A 15,375-nucleotide genomic window follows, 5' to 3' on the forward strand; every position below is an offset into this window, starting at 1 on the left:
TATGTTCGGTAATAATATATTCACGCAAGTTAAACGCTCAGAAAATAAAAAGATGGCGGCTATCGCGCAATTTCTGAAAGAGAATGATTTGAGCGTTGATACAACTGTCGAAGTATTTATCACCGTCACCCGTGATGACCGCCTGATTGCCTGCGGCGGCATTGCCGGCAATATCATAAAGTGCGTCGCCATCTGCGAATCCGTAAGGGGTGAAGGCTTAGCGCTGACGCTGGCGACCGAGTTAATCAACCTCGCCTATGAGCGCCACTGTACGCACCTCTTCATCTATACCAAAACCGAGTACGAGTCGCTGTTTAAGCAGTGCGGTTTTTCTACGCTGACCAGCGTTCCCGGCATTATGGTGCTGATGGAAAACAGCACCACACGTCTGAAACGCTACGCTGAATCACTGGCGAAACAGCGCCATGAAGGGAAAAAAATTGGCTGTATCGTCATGAACGCCAACCCCTTCACCAACGGACATCGTTTTCTGATCCAACAAGCAGCCGCGCAATGTGACTGGCTGCATCTGTTTTTGGTGAAAGAAGATACCTCGCGTTTTCCGTATGAAGACCGACTGGATCTGGTGCTTAAAGGGACAAAAGACATTCCACGTTTAACCGTTCATCGCGGTTCGGAATACATCATTTCCCGCGCCACGTTCCCGTGCTACTTCATCAAAGAGCAGAGCGTTATTAACCACTGCTATACCGAAATAGACCTGAAAATCTTCCGCCAGTATCTGGCCCCGGCTCTTGGCGTCACGCACCGCTTCGTCGGTACCGAGCCGTATTGCACCGTCACCTCCCAGTACAACAACGATATGCGCTACTGGCTGGAGACCCCAACGCTTCCCGCCCCACCGATTGAACTGGTGGAAATTGAGCGGCTGTGCTTCCAGGAGATGCCGATTTCTGCCTCCTGGGTGCGCAAGCTGCTGGTTAAAAAAGATCTCACGGCTATCGCATCCCTGGTCCCTGACGCCACGCTGCACTATCTGCAAAGCATGGTTGAGCGGGCCTCATCGGGTGCGGCAGTCCGCCAAAATACCCCCGCATTAGCAACAGGTGAAAAATGAAAATAAACCAGGCAGCCGTCGCAGGCACACTCGAGTCCGGTGATGTGATGATTCGCATCGCCCCACTCGATTCGCAGGATATTGACCTGCAGGTTAACAGTAGCGTCGAAAAGCAGTTCGGTGATGCCATCCGGGCCACCATTCTGGACGTTCTGGCCCGCTACAACGTACGCGGCGTGCAATTAAATGTTGATGATAAAGGCGCACTGGACTGCATTTTACGTGCGCGACTGGAAGCACTACTGGCCCGCGCTGGCGGTATTCCGGCACTGCCATGGGAGGATTGCCAGTGATTAGTGAATCTTTGCAGCAACGTAAAACCCGTACCCGCCGCAGCATGCTGTTCGTACCGGGCGCCAATGCCGCCATGGTCAGCAACTCGTTCATCTATCCGGCAGATGCGCTGATGTTCGACCTGGAAGACTCCGTCGCGCTGCGCGAGAAAGATACTGCTCGCCGTATGGTGTACCACGCGCTGCAGCATCCGCTGTATCACGACGTTGAAACTATCGTGCGCGTAAACGCCCTCGACTCCGAATGGGGCATTAACGATCTCGAAGCCGTGGTACGCGGCGGCGCTGACATCGTGCGTTTACCGAAGACCGATACCGCGCAGGACGTCATCGACATCGAAAGCGAAATCCTGCGTATCGAGAAAGCCTGTGGCCGTGAGCCCGGCAGTACCGGTCTGTTAGCTGCCATCGAATCGCCGTTAGGCATTACCCGCGCGGTAGAAATTGCCCACGCTTCCGAGCGCCTGATCGGTATTGCACTGGGTGCGGAAGATTATGTGCGTAACCTGCGCACTGAGCGCTCTGCGGAAGGGACTGAACTGCTGTTTGCCCGCTGCTCTATTTTGCAGGCGGCACGCTCTGCCGGCATTCAGGCGTTCGACACCGTTTATTCCGATGCCAACAACGAAGCAGGTTTCCTGCATGAAGCCGCACACATCAAACAACTGGGTTTCGACGGTAAGTCGCTCATCAACCCGCGCCAGATCGAGCTCCTGCACAACCTGTACGCGCCGACACGCAAAGAGCTGGCTCACGCGCGCCTGGTCGTGGAAGCCGCTGAAGCCGCCGCTCGCGAAGGCCGTGGCGTAGTTTCCCTGAACGGCAAAATGGTCGACAGCCCGGTTATCGAGCGCGCCCTTCTGGTTATCTCCCGTGCAGAACTTTCCGGCATTCGCGAAGAATAAGGCAAAAAAATGACGCAGAAAATCGAACAGTCTCAACGCCAGGATCGCGTGGCGACCTGGAGCCGTCATGCAGAAAGTGAGCTTTCCGCTTATCAGAGCACCGCAAAAGTAGAATTACAGGCGCAAAAACCGCGCGACAAAAAGCTGTGCGCTAACCTGGAAGACGCCATTCGTCGTTCAGGTTTACAGGATGGCATGACCATCTCTTTCCACCACGCTTTTCGCGGTGGCGATCTGACGATTAACCTGGTGATGGACGCCATCGCCAGAATGGGCTTTAAAAATCTGACGCTGGCCTCCAGCTCCCTGAGCGACTGCCATGCTCCGCTGGTTGAGCACATCCGTCAGGGCGTGGTCAGCCGTATTTACACCTCCGGGCTGCGTGGCCCGCTGGCGGAAGAGATCTCCCGTGGCCTGCTGGCCGAGCCTGTGCAGGTCCACTCCCATGGCGGCCGTGTACACCTGGTGCAGAGTGGCGAACTCAGTATTGATGTGGCGTTCCTCGGCGTACCGTCCTGCGACCAGTTTGGTAACGCTAACGGCTATACCGGTAAAGCGTGCTGTGGTTCACTGGGCTATGCCCGCGTCGATGCCGAAAATGCAAAACAGGTTGTCCTGCTGACTGAACAGCTGCTGACCTATCCGCATAACCCGGCCAGCATTACGCAGGATCAAGTGGATCTGATTGTACAGATCGATCAGGTCGGCGATGCGGACAAAATCGGTGCTGATGCGACACGCATGACCACCAACCCGCGTGAACTGTTAATCGCCCGTAGCGCGGCAGACGTCATTGCTAACTCCGGTTACTTCAATGAAGGCTTCTCACTGCAGACAGGAACCGGCGGCGCTTCTCTGGCCGTTACTCGTTTCCTGGAAGACAAGATGCGCAGCCGCGATATCCGTGCTGACTTCGCGCTGGGCGGCATCACCGCTACCATCGTTGACCTGCACGAAAAAGGCCTGATTCGCAAACTGCTGGACGTACAGAGCTTTGACCGTAACGCGGCAGAGTCGCTGGCCCGCAATCCAAACCACATTGAAATCAGTGCCAACCAATATGCCAACTGGGGCTCAAAAGGCGCCTCCGTCGATCGTCTGGACGTCGTGGTGCTGAGTGCGCTGGAAGTTGATACCAGCTTCAACGTTAACGTACTGACCGGTTCTGACGGCGTACTGCGCGGCGCATCCGGCGGTCACTGCGATACTGCGGTTGCCGCTGCGCTTTCTATCATTGTCGCTCCGCTGGTTCGCGGACGCATCCCGACGCTGGTTGATAACGTCCTGACCTGCGTAACCCCGGGCTCCAGCGTAGACATCCTGGTCACTGACCACGGTATCGCCGTTAACCCTGCGCGTCCGGAACTGGCTGAACGTCTGAAAGAAGCCGGTATGAAAGTGGTGTCCATTGAATGGCTGCGCGAACGTGCACAGCTGCTCACCGGTCAGCCACGCGCTATCGAATTCACCGACCGCGTGATTGCCGTTGTGCGTTACCGCGATGGCTCGGTGATTGACGTTGTGCATCAGGTGAAGGAATAAGCCATGCGCCTGCTCCCTGAACACGCCACCCAAAACGCGGTTTCGATTCCCGAGCTGCTCGCCAGCCGGGATGAGAGACAAGCAAGGCAACATGCCTGGCTGACGCGTCATCACGCGCCACTGGTCTCATTTACCGTGGTCGCACCGGGTCCGATTAAAGACAGCGCATTAACCCGTCGCATCTTTAATCACGGCGTCACCGCCCTGCTCGCGCTGGCGGAAAAATTCGCCTGGATTGTCAGGGAGCAAACGGCGCTGGTTTCTGCCAGCGGTCCGGAAGGTCTTTTGTCTATTGAGGCCCCGGCCCACGATCTCAAGCTCGCCACGATTGAACTTGAGCATTCACATCCGCTGGGACGGTTATGGGACATCGATGTCCTGACCCCTGAAGGGGAAATTCTGTCCCGGCGTCATTTCGCACTCCCTGCCCGCCGCTGTCTGCTGTGCGAGCAAAGCGCTGCCGAATGTTCTCGGGGTAAAACCCACGCGCTTTCCGACTTACTCTCTCAGATGGAGGCTCTGCTGCATGATGCCGATTCCCGCAACATCAACCAATAACGCAGTCCTTCCTCTGGATCTGCCTGACGCTTACGCAACGCTTGCGTGGCGGGCCATGTTGACTGAAGTCAACCTGTCGCCCAAACCAGGTCTGGTGGATCGTATTAACAACGGCGCACATAAAGATATGGCGCTGGAAGATTTTCATCGCAGCGCTGAGGCAATTCAGGCCTGGCTGCCGCGTTTTATTGAATATGGGGCGTTTAGCGCACAGCTGTCGCCCGAAGATGTGTTGAAAGGACTGCGCCCACTGGGCATGGCCTGCGAAGCCGATATGTTTCGCGCCACCGAGGGGGTAAACACCCATAAAGGGAGCATCTTTTCACTGGGGCTGCTGTGTGCCGCCATTGGCCGCCTGCACCAGCTCCAACTGACTGTTACCGCTGAAACCCTTTGCTCAACGGCAGCAACATTTTGCCGTGGCCTGACCGAGCGCGAACTGCGCCAGAACAATCAACAACTCACGGCTGGCCAACGTCTTTATCAGCAACTGGGATTAACCGGCGCACGGGGCGAAGCCGAAGCGGGATACCCGCTAGTCATCCAGCATGCCCTGCCGCACTACCGCGCACTGCTGACTCAGGGCCGCGATCCTGAACTGGCGCTACTCGACACGTTATTGCTGCTGATGTCTATCAATGGCGACACCAACGTGGCTTCACGTGGCGGCGCAGAAGGTCTGCGCTGGCTACAGCAGCAGGCCACAACTCTTTTGCAGCAAGGGGGGATTCGCACCCCTGCCGATCTCGAATACCTGCGCCAGTTCGACCAACAGTGCATTGAACGCAACCTCAGCCCAGGAGGCTGCGCCGATCTGCTGATCGTCACCTGGTTCTTAGCTCAGATTTCACAAGTTCATTATTATCACAATTAAAGATCCTTTCCGGAGAATCACACACATGTCTTTAGCAAAAGATAAAATATGGAAATTACTGGCCCCATTGGTCGTAATGGGCGTCATGTTTCTTATCCCTGTCCCTGATGGAATGCCCCCGCAGGCCTGGCACTATTTTGCCGTTTTCGTGGCAATGATTGTCGGGATGATCCTGGAGCCAATCCCGGCAACAGCGATAAGCTTTATCGCCGTAACGATCTGCGTCATCGGCAGCAACTATCTGCTGTTTGATGCTTCAGAGCTGGCCGACCCAGCGTTTAAAGCGGGTAAGCAAGCGCTGAAATGGGGTCTGGCAGGCTTCTCCAGCACGACCGTGTGGTTGGTGTTTGGCGCGTTTATCTTCGCGCTGGGCTATGAAGTCACCGGTCTTGGTCGTCGTATCGCGCTGTTCCTGGTAAAATTCATGGGTAAGCGCACCCTGACGCTGGGCTACGCGATTGTCATCATCGACATTCTGCTGGCGCCGTTTACACCGTCCAACACCGCGCGTACCGGTGGTACCGTATTCCCGGTTATCAAAAACCTGCCGCCGCTGTTTAAATCATTCCCGAACGATCCGTCCGCACGCCGTATCGGCGGATATCTGATGTGGATGATGGTAATCAGTACCAGCCTGAGCTCCTCTATGTTCGTTACCGGTGCTGCACCTAACGTGCTGGGTCTGGAATTCGTCAATAAAATTGCCGGTATTCAAATCAGCTGGTTGCAATGGTTCCTCAGCTTCCTGCCGGTTGGTATTATTTTGCTGATCGTTGCTCCGTGGCTGTCCTATGTTCTTTACAAGCCAGAAGTTACTCACAGTGCTGAAGTTGCCGCGTGGGCTGGTGATGAACTGAAAACCATGGGTAAACTGACGCGTAAAGAGCTGACCCTGATCGGTCTGGTTCTGCTCAGCCTGGGTCTGTGGGTCTTTGGCGGTAAACTGATTGATGCGACCGCTGTGGGTCTGCTGGCAGTCTCGCTGATGCTGGCGCTGCACGTTGTCCCGTGGAAAGACATCACCCGTTATAACAGCGCATGGAACACCCTGGTTAACCTCGCCACGCTGGTCGTTATGGCGAATGGTTTAACCCGTTCAGGCTTCATCGACTGGTTCGCCAACACGATGAGCTCGCACCTGGAAGGCTTCTCGCCTAACGCGACCGTGATCGTTCTGGTGCTGGTGTTCTATTTTGCTCACTACCTGTTTGCCAGCCTTTCCGCACACACCGCCACCATGCTGCCGGTTATTCTGGCCGTCGGTAAAGGCATCCCGGGCGTTCCGATGGAACACCTGTGTATCCTGCTGGTACTGTCCATCGGTATCATGGGCTGTCTGACTCCGTATGCAACTGGCCCTGGCGTTATTATTTACGGCTGCGGTTATGTGAAGTCCAAAGACTACTGGCGTCTGGGTGCTATCTTCGGCGTTATCTACATCTCTATGCTTCTGCTGGTCGGCTGGCCGATTCTGGCAATGTGGAGCTAATCATTCGGGTTCCCGCCTGATGAAAATGATGCCAGTCAGCTAAACCTGACTGGCATTTTTTATGATTAAATAGATGATATTCAGAATTTATATAAGTATCCGAAATCATCATGACATCAACATGGCGTTATTCTTCGCTGCTGGCAGCACTTCTGCTCCCAGTTTCTGTAGCTCAGGCCGATGAACTTCAGGCAAAACAGTACGCTGATTTTGACAGCTACGTGCTGGCCCTCTCCTGGCAAACCGGATTTTGTCAGAGCCAACACGAGAGAAATCGTCAAGAGCCCGACGAATGTCGTCTGCAAAAAGAGAGCGCGGATAAAGCAGATTTCCTGACCGTTCACGGTTTATGGCCCAGCCTGCCAAAATCCATCGCCGCCCGTGGAGTAGACAACCGCCGCTGGATGCGCTTTGGCTGCGCGACTCGCCCTATTCCCAACCTGCCTGAAGCGCGCGCCAGCCGTAAATGCGCGGCTCCCGAAACGGGCCTGTCGTTGGAAAGCGCGGCAAAACTCAGTGCCGTAATGCCCGGTGCCGGCGGGAGATCCTGTCTGGAACGTTACGAATATGCCAAACATGGCGCCTGTTTCGGTTTTGATCCCGACGCGTACTTCGGCACGATGGTACGGATGAATAATGAGGTTAAGAACAGCGAGGCTGGCAAATTCCTCGCAGAAAACTACGGCAAAACCGTCAGCCGCAGCGCATTTGACGCCGCCGTCGCTAAAAGCTGGGGCAGAGAGAACGTTAAAGCCGTGAAGCTAAGCTGCCACGGCAATCCGGCCTATCTCACAGAAATCCAGTTGTCCCTGAAAGCCGACACCATTAACCAGACGTTATCCGCACAGTCATTCTTACCGCAACCGCATCCGGGTAACTGCGGTAAACAGTTTATTATCGACAAAGTGGGATACTGAAAATAACGACCGGCGCGGCAAGCTGGCGTCGGTCCATATGGTTAGCGTTTTGAACGGGCATCCGGGCGAACTAAATCAAAGCGGTGTGTTTCACTGTTCGAATAATACGCCGTTGGCCCGCCCGCACGCAGTACCGGTTTTGCTTTCGCCGTCTGGTAGATGACGCCTTCCAGTAGCGTTTCATCAATATGAATGCCCACCACTTCTCCCAGCACCAGCCAGGTTTCAACAGGCGAACCATCAGCGGTGGTCAGTTGCAGACTTTGCGATAAACGACACTCAAAATTGACCGGGCTTTGCGCCACCCGCGGCACGCTGACTATCCGACTATCTGCCTTACTAAGCCCGGCGGCAAAAAACTCATCCTCGCCGTGAGGCAAGCTGGCTGACGTTTCGTTCATTGCACTGGCCAACTCAAGAGTCGTCAGATTCCAGACAAACTCACCGGTGTCGATAATATTCTGCACGCTGTCTTTCCAGCCGCTGCTGGCGAAACCAATAATCGGCGGGTGATAATTAAAGCAGTTAAAGAAACTGTACGGTGCAAGGTTATGCCGACCATCGCTGTCGCGGGAGGCAATCCAGCCAATAGGGCGCGGTCCAATGATGGCATTCAGCGGGTCATGCGGTAAGCCGTGTCCTTGTGATGGTTGATAGAAATACATAGTGTTCTCTGTTGAAGTTAACATCAGCGCAGCACAAATTATGCTTCGCTCATCTCCCTGGAAAAAGAAGATCAGCGTAGAACAATCCGCTAAAGATTACGATTGAATAAAGTTGAGCAGATCGCCGTTGATCTGTTGTTTATGGGTAGTGCAAATGCCATGCGAACCGCCAACATACAACTTCAACTGCGAGTCCGGCAGTATTTGCGCCGCAACCTTTCCGCAGGTTTCAAACGGGACAATCTGATCGTCATCACCATGGATCACCAGCGTCGGGATAGTCATCTTTTTGAGATCCTCACGCAGGTCAGTTTCTGAAAACGCGTGAATACAGTCGTACAACGCTTTGATGGAACCTTGTAAGCCCTGTTCAACAAAGCTTTCACGAACGGCTTTCGACGCATTTACGCCCGGGCGGTTGTAGCCATAGAATGCAGCGGTCAGTTCATAGAAGAAGGCAGCGCGATCGTTTATCACTCCCTCACGGATGCCATCAAACACCTCTTTCGGCACACCATTTGGGTTAAAGTCTGTCTTGATCATTATGGGCGTCACCGCGCCGATTAACACCGCTTTGGCTACCCGCTGCGTTCCATGGCGTCCAATGTACCTCGCCACTTCCCCGCCCCCGGTAGAGTGTCCAACATGTACGGCATCTTTAAGATTGAGATGCTCGGTAAGTTCAGCCAGATCGTCAGCATACTGATCCATATTGTGACCATCCCAGGGTTGGGCTGAACGCCCATGCCCACGCCTGTCATGGGCGATCACCCGAAATCCTTTCGACCCGAGGAACAGCATCTGATCCTCAAACGCATCTGCCGTCAGCGGCCAGCCATGGCTAAAGACGATAGGCTGCCCACTTCCCCAATCTTTAAAATGCAAATAGCTGCCGTCTTTCAAGGTAAGTTTGTCGTACTGGCTCATGAGATCTCCTGTCGCGGAACACTGAGTTGTTTGACGCGCCCGCAGCGAGCGCTTAAAAAGCATAATGCAAATTGGAGAACGATCGCGTTTTTCGGCTAAAATCACACCATACGCAACAATATTGATGATTTGCCTGAATGTGAACTAAATCACTTCAAACCAGGGGTAAGTCTCAGTATCATCATAAAAGCTAAACCCTTGCCGCCTGACGGTGAGGGTTTTCTTTTGGGATTATTTACCTGCGCACCCGCAGTATCGACGACATGGAGTAACAAATGTCCAGACCAACTATCATCATTAACGACCTCGATGCGGAACGCATTGACCGCCTGTTGGAGCAACCTGCGTTTGCTGGTTTACCGATTGCCGACGCCCTGAACGCCGAGCTGGATCGTGCCCAAATGTGTTCACCAGAAACCATGCCGCACGATGTCGTGACCATGAACAGCCGCGTGAAATTCCGCAATCTGAGTGATGGCGAAGTCCGTGTGCGTACCCTGGTGTATCCGGCCAATATGACTGACAGCAGCACACAGCTTTCGGTAATGGCACCTGTTGGCGCTGCACTTCTGGGCCTGCGCGTTGGCGACACCATTCACTGGGAACTACCAGGCGGGACCTCAACACACCTCGAAGTCATCGAGCTTGAGTACCAACCTGAAGCTGCGGGCGACTACCTGCGCTAACTCTGTCTTATCAAAGCCACTCGCTTTATCTTACAGGGGATGCATCCGCATCCTCTTTCCGGTTAGTCCTCTGCTCCTGACTCTCACCTTATCTCCTGTTCGCAAAACATAAATCTGTGTCGTGACTGACAGAATCATTTTTAATACTATGCTGATATGTGTTCATGTAATGACAAGGAGAATGTTTATGTACAACACAATCATAATGCCTGTTGATGTATTCGAAATGGAACTGAGCGACAAGGCTATTCGCCATGCAGAATTTCTGGCACAGGAAAACGGGGTTATCCATCTGCTGCATGTGCTGCCAGGCTCAGCAAGCTTAAGCCTGCACCGCTTTGCAGCCGATGTCCGTCGTTTTGAAGAGCATCTACAACACGAAGCGGAAACTCGTCTGCAAACGATGGTCGGTCACTTCAGCATCGATCCTTCCCGTATTAAACAACACGTCCGCTTTGGCAGCGTACGTGACGTCGTCAACGAGTTGGGTGAAGAGTTGAATGCGGATGTGGTCGTCATTGGATCGCGCAACCCATCAATCAGCACTCATCTGCTCGGCTCAAACGCTTCCAGCGTTGTTCGCCACGCTACTCTGCCAGTGCTGGTTGTACGTTAATAGCCTCTAATTTGCTAAAGAAAACCCCTGCCAGGTTAACGCCTGACAGGGGTGACCATTAAAACGTAATGCAGGTTGATATAATAAAGAAAACGCCTCATCTTTCTTTGATGAAACTAATGGTCAGACTCATTAAATGAATGTGTTATGCGGTTTATTGTTTCAAGAATTGACAATCTGAAAGCGTGGAAATAAAAAACCGCCAGCGGATGGCTGACGGTTTTGGCATTGCAGGTGTGTCTTACTTTTTTTATGCTACTGTCGTGCGAATCAGATAATCAAACGAACTCAATGAGGCCTTCGCGCCTTCACCGGTCGCGATGATGATCTGCTTATACGGTACGGTGGTGCAGTCACCAGCGGCGAAAACCCCCTTCACGCTGGTTTCGCACTTGGCATCGATGATGATTTCACCCATGCGATTACGCTCGACGGCACCTTCCAGCCAGTTGGTGTTTGGCAGCAGACCTATCTGTACAAAGATACCCGCCAGTTCCACACTGTGAACGTCGCCACTCACGCGGTCGCGATACTCCAGGCCGGTGACTTTGCTGCCATCGCCTTTCACTTCTGTCGTTTGCGCATTCAGAATAATATTGACGTTTTTCAGACTGCGAAGCTTATTCTGCAGCACCTGGTCAGCCTTCATTTCAGGTGCGAACTCCAGCAGCGTCACATGTTCAACAATGCCTGCCAGGTCAATAGCAGCTTCAACACCGGAGTTGCCGCCACCAATCACCGCAACGCGCTTGCCTTTGAACAGCGGGCCATCGCAGTGCGGGCAGTAGGTTACGCCTTTGGTGCGATACTGATCTTCGCCCGGAACGTTCATGTTGCGCCATTTCGCACCGGTGGCAATGATAATGCTGCGTGCTTTGAGCACCGCGCCGGATGCCGTTTCAATCTGATGTAAACCGCCTTCCTGCGCCGCCGGAACCAGTTTACTTGCGCTCTGGCTGTCGATCACATCAACATCATAATCATCAACGTGTGCTTTCAGCGCACCCGCCAGTTTCTGGCCTTCGGTTTTCGGTACCGAGATGTAGTTTTCAATATCAACGGTATCAAGAACCTGACCGCCAAAACGTTCGCCCATCAGACCGGTGCGAATACCTTTACGTGCAGAGTACACTGCCGCTGCCGCCCCCGCAGGACCGGAACCGACAATCAGCACGTCATAAGCATCACGTTTGTTCAGCTCTTGTGCCGCACGTTTTTCTGCGCCGCTATCTACTTTCGCCACGATCTCAGTCAGCGTCATACGCCCCTGACCGAACTCTTTGCCGTTCATATACACCGCCGGAACGCCCATCACGTTGCGATCGGTAATTTCGTTCTGGAATGTACCGCCATCAATCGCCGTATGCTTGATGCGTGGATTCAGTACCGACATCAGGTTCAGCGCCTGTACCACGTCCGGACAGTTATGACAGGAAAGCGAATAATAGGTTTCAAACTCAAAATCACCGTCGAGATCGCGGATCTGCTCCAGCAACGCCTGCGCCTCTTTTGACGGATGACCACCGGTCCACAGCAGCGCCAGCACCAGGGAGGTAAACTCATGGCCCAGCGGAGAACCGGCAAAGCGCGGCCCCTGGTGAGAACCTGGATTGGTGATCAGGAACGATGGCTTGCGTACCGCCAGAGTATTGTCTTCTTTAAAGGTGACTTTTTCTGACAGTTCAGCAATTTCAGTCAGCAGTTCCTTGATTTCTGCCGATTTGGCGCTGTCATCCAGCGTAGCAATCAGCTCAACAGGTTTGGTCAGTTTCTCAAGATAAGCCTTGAGCTGGGTTTTCATATTTGTGTCGAGCATTCTTCTTCCCTCTCTGAAAACATCATCATGCAAGCCGACTTTGCGGGACTGCATTAATGCAACTTGCGTCATGGTGCTGGAATAAAACAGGCGCAAACTGCGCCTGTGGAATGGCCGGATGCACTGCGTTTATCCGGCCAACAAACTATGCGACTTAAATCTTACCGACCAGATCTAAGGATGGAGCCAGGGTCGCTTCGCCTTCTTTCCATTTCGCCGGGCAAACTTCACCTGGGTGAGAGGCAACGTACTGTGCGGCTTTAATTTTACGCAGCAGGTCAGACGCATCACGGCCGATACCTTCAGCGGTAACTTCGATTGCCTGGATGATACCCTGCGGGTCTACAACGAAGGTTGCGCGGTCAGCCAGACCTTCATCTTCACGCATGTTGTCGAAGTTACGGGTCAGGGCGCCAGTCGGGTCGCCGATCATCGCGTATTTGATTTTCGCGATGGTGTCAGAGCTGCTGTGCCATGCTTTGTGGGTGAAGTGGGTGTCAGTAGATACGGAATAGACATCTACGCCCAGTTTCTGCAGTTCTTCGTAGTGGTCAGCCACATCACCCAGCTCGGTCGGGCAAACGAAAGTAAAGTCAGCCGGGTAGAAGAAGAAGACGCTCCAGCGACCTTCGGTATCTTTCTCGGTTACTTCGATGAACTCACCGTTTTTGAACGCCTGGTTTTTGAAAGGTTTAATTTTGGTATTAATCAAAGACATCTGTACTTCCTCCGTGTTTTCGTTGAGAGATAAGTTAACGAAAATCTCTTCGCAGGGCTAATGCGTTTCCTTTATCAAATCAATAAGCGTTAACTAACAACCCACTCAAACTCATGTTGTGAACCTAAAGATAAAAGTAAAAAAGGCCCCCTTTGCAGGGAGCCTCATTACCCGAGCTACCCGCAGGTAACGTCAGTGCCAGCAGGGCTGGCTATGTGTTGCGCTCTACATTACCTTAACAAAGGTCGTAACAGCGATTGGGATTACATCACCCCACTCAAGAAAGGGCAATCGACAGACGGTCGATCTTACCTATGGCTGCGATAGGTTTTGCAACTTAGCCCCCTTTCCTTCTGATTTTATAAGGAAAATCAATGTTTAAACGTACCTTACTCTTAACCCTGCTTCCTGCCGTGGTGCACGCCGAAGAACTTCCTGCTCCCGTTAAAGCTATTGAGAAACAGGGCATTACTATTCTGAAACCCTTCGACGCGCCGGGTGGAATGAAGGGCTACCTGGGAAAATACCAGGATATGGGCGTTACTATCTATGTTACGCCTGACGGTAAACACGCCATTTCCGGTTATATGTATAACGAAAAAGGTGAAAACCTCAGTAATGCGCTGATAGAAAAAGAGATCTACGCCCCTGCCGGGCGCGAAATGTGGCAGCGAATGGAAAAAGCATCCTGGATTCTGGACGGGAAAAAAGAGGCTCCGGTCATTGTCTACGTGTTTGCCGATCCCTTCTGTCCCTATTGCAAACAGTTCTGGCAGCAGGCTCGCCCGTGGGTGGACTCAGGTAAAGTTCAGTTGCGCACATTACTGGTTGGCGTAATTAAACCCGAAAGCCCGGCTACCGCCGCAGCGATTCTGGCCGCAAAAGATCCGGCCAAGACCTGGCATGACTATGAGGCATCCGGTGGGAAAATGAAGCTACAAATCCCGACTTCCGTCTCACCGGAGCAGATGAAAGTGTTGAATATCAATCAAAAGTTGATGGATGATTTAGGCGCCAACGTCACGCCGGCTATCTATTACATGAGTAAAGACGATACGTTACAACAGGAAGTCGGCTTACCGGATAAGGAGAAATTAAACATTATCATGGGTAATAAATAAATGTGAAAAAATGAGTGGTTGTTATCATTCCCATGTCAATCACTCATTTAAATTAACTTTTTTGGTCAAAATTACGCAACATGTGCTATTTTTAGTTTAAATTAATAATTCATTAAGCACACAAACATAAATCACAAGAATATTCACAACTTAAAATATTTCAGAATTAAATTTTTCAAAACATGACCATCACAGGAAGGTATGTATGGCTAACCTCTATGACCTTAAAAAGTTCGATCTCAATCTATTGGTTATCTTTGAGTGTATTTATCAACATTTGAGTATCACTAAAGCTGCCGAAACTTTGTATATCACCCCCTCTGCCGTTAGCCAGTCACTGCAACGGCTACGCACACAATTTAATGACCCACTGTTTATCCGCTCCGGAAAAGGCCTAACGCCAACGATTATGGGGATTAACCTCCATCATCATCTTGAGAAAAACCTCAACAGTCTGGAGCAGACACTAAACATCATGAATAACTCCAGTCTGAAGAAAAAATTCGTTATTTACTGTCCACAACTGCCAACCATTATCAACATCGAGGAAGTTATTCATTTTCTCAGAGAAGACTCGCATGTCGAAATTGAGCACCATAACATACTGATCACTGCTGAAAGCACGGAAAATCTGTTGGCTTACAGAAAAGCAGATTTAGTCATTGCTACCGCTCCAGTGAGTAATCGTTCGATAATATGCTCGCCATTTAAAACTGCTGAAACAATATTAGTTTGCAACAAAAACCATCCGAGAATTAATGGAGAAAGTACGCTTGAAACAATATTAAAAGAACAGTTCACGCAACTTATCTCTGAAGATCCTGGCGTTAAAGAATACTGGCAAAAAACCAGCGCATTGCTGGCTAATCGAGATATTGGCTTCCGCAGCGACTCATTAATAACGATCATTAATATTATTTCAAACACAGATATCATAGGTCTGTTACCAAGAGATGTTTACGAACAATATATCGGCTCATTTAATTTAAAAGAGATCCGTATCGATATCCCCTTACCCAAAATAAATTTATTTTTAATGTATAACAGAGCGTCACTCAACAATACTGGCTTCGTTAATTTAATTAATAAAATAAATGATAAAAATGACCAAAGGACTAACAAGTAGAGCTTTACCTATTCATTTTATATTTTTATGAATGAAGGCAATTC

General features: G+C 51.7%; 16 protein-coding genes. 12 read left to right on the top strand and 4 right to left on the bottom strand.

Annotation, left to right across the window (positions count from 1 at the left end; translation table 11 throughout):
* Window position 1 precedes the first annotated feature (1 nt).
* The 8 genes from citC to rna all read left to right on the top strand — a co-directional run bounded on the left by citC (window position 2) and on the right by rna (window position 7,656).
* Complete coding sequence (gene citC / locus ABIE10_RS08165; RefSeq protein WP_016152224.1) at window positions 2-1,078, top strand: [citrate (pro-3S)-lyase] ligase; 1,077 nt, start codon at window positions 2-4, stop codon at window positions 1,076-1,078.
* Window positions 1,075-1,371, top strand: a complete 297-nt coding sequence (gene citD, locus ABIE10_RS08170) for a citrate lyase acyl carrier protein (protein ID WP_181220688.1) — start codon at window positions 1,075-1,077, stop codon at window positions 1,369-1,371. Before citC ends, citD begins: the two co-directional genes overlap by 4 nt.
* Complete coding sequence (locus ABIE10_RS08175; protein WP_019076252.1) at window positions 1,368-2,276, top strand: aldolase/citrate lyase family protein; 909 nt, start codon at window positions 1,368-1,370, stop codon at window positions 2,274-2,276. Before citD ends, ABIE10_RS08175 begins: the two co-directional genes overlap by 4 nt.
* A gap of 9 nt (window positions 2,277-2,285) precedes the next feature.
* The gene (gene citF / locus ABIE10_RS08180; RefSeq protein ID WP_429155249.1) at window positions 2,286-3,818 is read left to right on the top strand and encodes a citrate lyase subunit alpha; all 1,533 of its coding nucleotides are present in this window, start codon (window positions 2,286-2,288) and stop codon (window positions 3,816-3,818) included.
* Between the two features lie 3 nt (window positions 3,819-3,821).
* Window positions 3,822-4,376: a citrate lyase holo-[acyl-carrier protein] synthase gene (gene citX, locus ABIE10_RS08185; RefSeq protein ID WP_429155251.1), complete on the top strand. Its 555-nt coding sequence runs from the start codon at window positions 3,822-3,824 to the stop codon at window positions 4,374-4,376.
* Window positions 4,345-5,250 carry a triphosphoribosyl-dephospho-CoA synthase CitG gene (gene citG, locus ABIE10_RS08190; protein ID WP_429155253.1) on the top strand — a complete coding sequence of 302 codons (906 nt, stop codon included), beginning with the start codon at window positions 4,345-4,347 and terminating at the stop codon, window positions 5,248-5,250. The genes citX and citG overlap by 32 nt, the downstream gene beginning before the upstream one ends.
* Window positions 5,251-5,275: 25 nt before the next feature.
* Complete coding sequence (gene citT, locus ABIE10_RS08195; RefSeq protein WP_016152219.1) at window positions 5,276-6,739, top strand: citrate/succinate antiporter CitT; 1,464 nt, start codon at window positions 5,276-5,278, stop codon at window positions 6,737-6,739.
* Between the two features lie 110 nt (window positions 6,740-6,849).
* Entirely contained in the window at window positions 6,850-7,656 is an 807-nt protein-coding gene (gene rna, locus ABIE10_RS08200) for a ribonuclease I (RefSeq protein ID WP_049282446.1), read from the top strand.
* A gap of 41 nt (window positions 7,657-7,697) precedes the next feature.
* Here rna and ABIE10_RS08205 read toward each other — a convergent pair whose 3' ends face one another.
* Both ABIE10_RS08205 and ABIE10_RS08210 read right to left on the bottom strand, forming a co-directional pair.
* A complete protein-coding gene (locus ABIE10_RS08205) occupies window positions 7,698-8,321 on the bottom strand; it encodes a flavin reductase family protein (protein ID WP_429155254.1) in 624 nt (207 codons plus the stop codon).
* Between the two features lie 96 nt (window positions 8,322-8,417).
* Window positions 8,418-9,248 (bottom strand): alpha/beta fold hydrolase, encoded by an 831-nt coding sequence (locus ABIE10_RS08210; protein WP_429155255.1) that lies wholly within the window; start codon window positions 9,246-9,248, stop codon window positions 8,418-8,420.
* A 275-nt stretch (window positions 9,249-9,523) separates the two neighbouring features.
* Between ABIE10_RS08210 and rnk the strand changes: the two genes are divergently transcribed.
* Together rnk and uspG are read left to right on the top strand one after the other, a co-directional pair.
* Complete coding sequence (rnk, locus tag ABIE10_RS08215) at window positions 9,524-9,934, top strand: nucleoside diphosphate kinase regulator (protein WP_005120853.1); 411 nt, start codon at window positions 9,524-9,526, stop codon at window positions 9,932-9,934.
* 187 nt (window positions 9,935-10,121) lie between these two features.
* Window positions 10,122-10,550, top strand: a complete 429-nt coding sequence (uspG, locus tag ABIE10_RS08220; RefSeq protein WP_016152215.1) for a universal stress protein UspG — start codon at window positions 10,122-10,124, stop codon at window positions 10,548-10,550.
* A 250-nt stretch (window positions 10,551-10,800) separates the two neighbouring features.
* On the opposite strand, the gene ahpF is transcribed toward uspG, so the two are convergent.
* Together ahpF and ahpC are read right to left on the bottom strand one after the other, a co-directional pair.
* Window positions 10,801-12,366: an alkyl hydroperoxide reductase subunit F gene (gene ahpF, locus ABIE10_RS08225; RefSeq protein ID WP_429155257.1), complete on the bottom strand. Its 1,566-nt coding sequence runs from the start codon at window positions 12,364-12,366 to the stop codon at window positions 10,801-10,803.
* Between the two features lie 154 nt (window positions 12,367-12,520).
* Window positions 12,521-13,084, bottom strand: a complete 564-nt coding sequence (ahpC, locus tag ABIE10_RS08230) for an alkyl hydroperoxide reductase subunit C (protein WP_004859485.1) — start codon at window positions 13,082-13,084, stop codon at window positions 12,521-12,523.
* Between the two features lie 374 nt (window positions 13,085-13,458).
* Between ahpC and dsbG the strand changes: the two genes are divergently transcribed.
* Both dsbG and citR read left to right on the top strand, forming a co-directional pair.
* Window positions 13,459-14,205, top strand: coding sequence for a thiol:disulfide interchange protein DsbG (gene dsbG / locus ABIE10_RS08235; protein WP_049282448.1), 747 nt, complete (start codon window positions 13,459-13,461; stop codon window positions 14,203-14,205).
* A gap of 205 nt (window positions 14,206-14,410) precedes the next feature.
* Window positions 14,411-15,331: a DNA-binding transcriptional repressor CitR gene (citR, locus tag ABIE10_RS08240; protein ID WP_049282450.1), complete on the top strand. Its 921-nt coding sequence runs from the start codon at window positions 14,411-14,413 to the stop codon at window positions 15,329-15,331.
* Window positions 15,332-15,375 lie beyond the last annotated feature (44 nt).

Origin of the sequence: Citrobacter sp. 506, assembly GCF_050434985.1 — a bacterium.
In the GTDB taxonomy this organism is placed as follows: Bacteria; Pseudomonadota; Gammaproteobacteria; order Enterobacterales; family Enterobacteriaceae; genus Citrobacter; species Citrobacter braakii.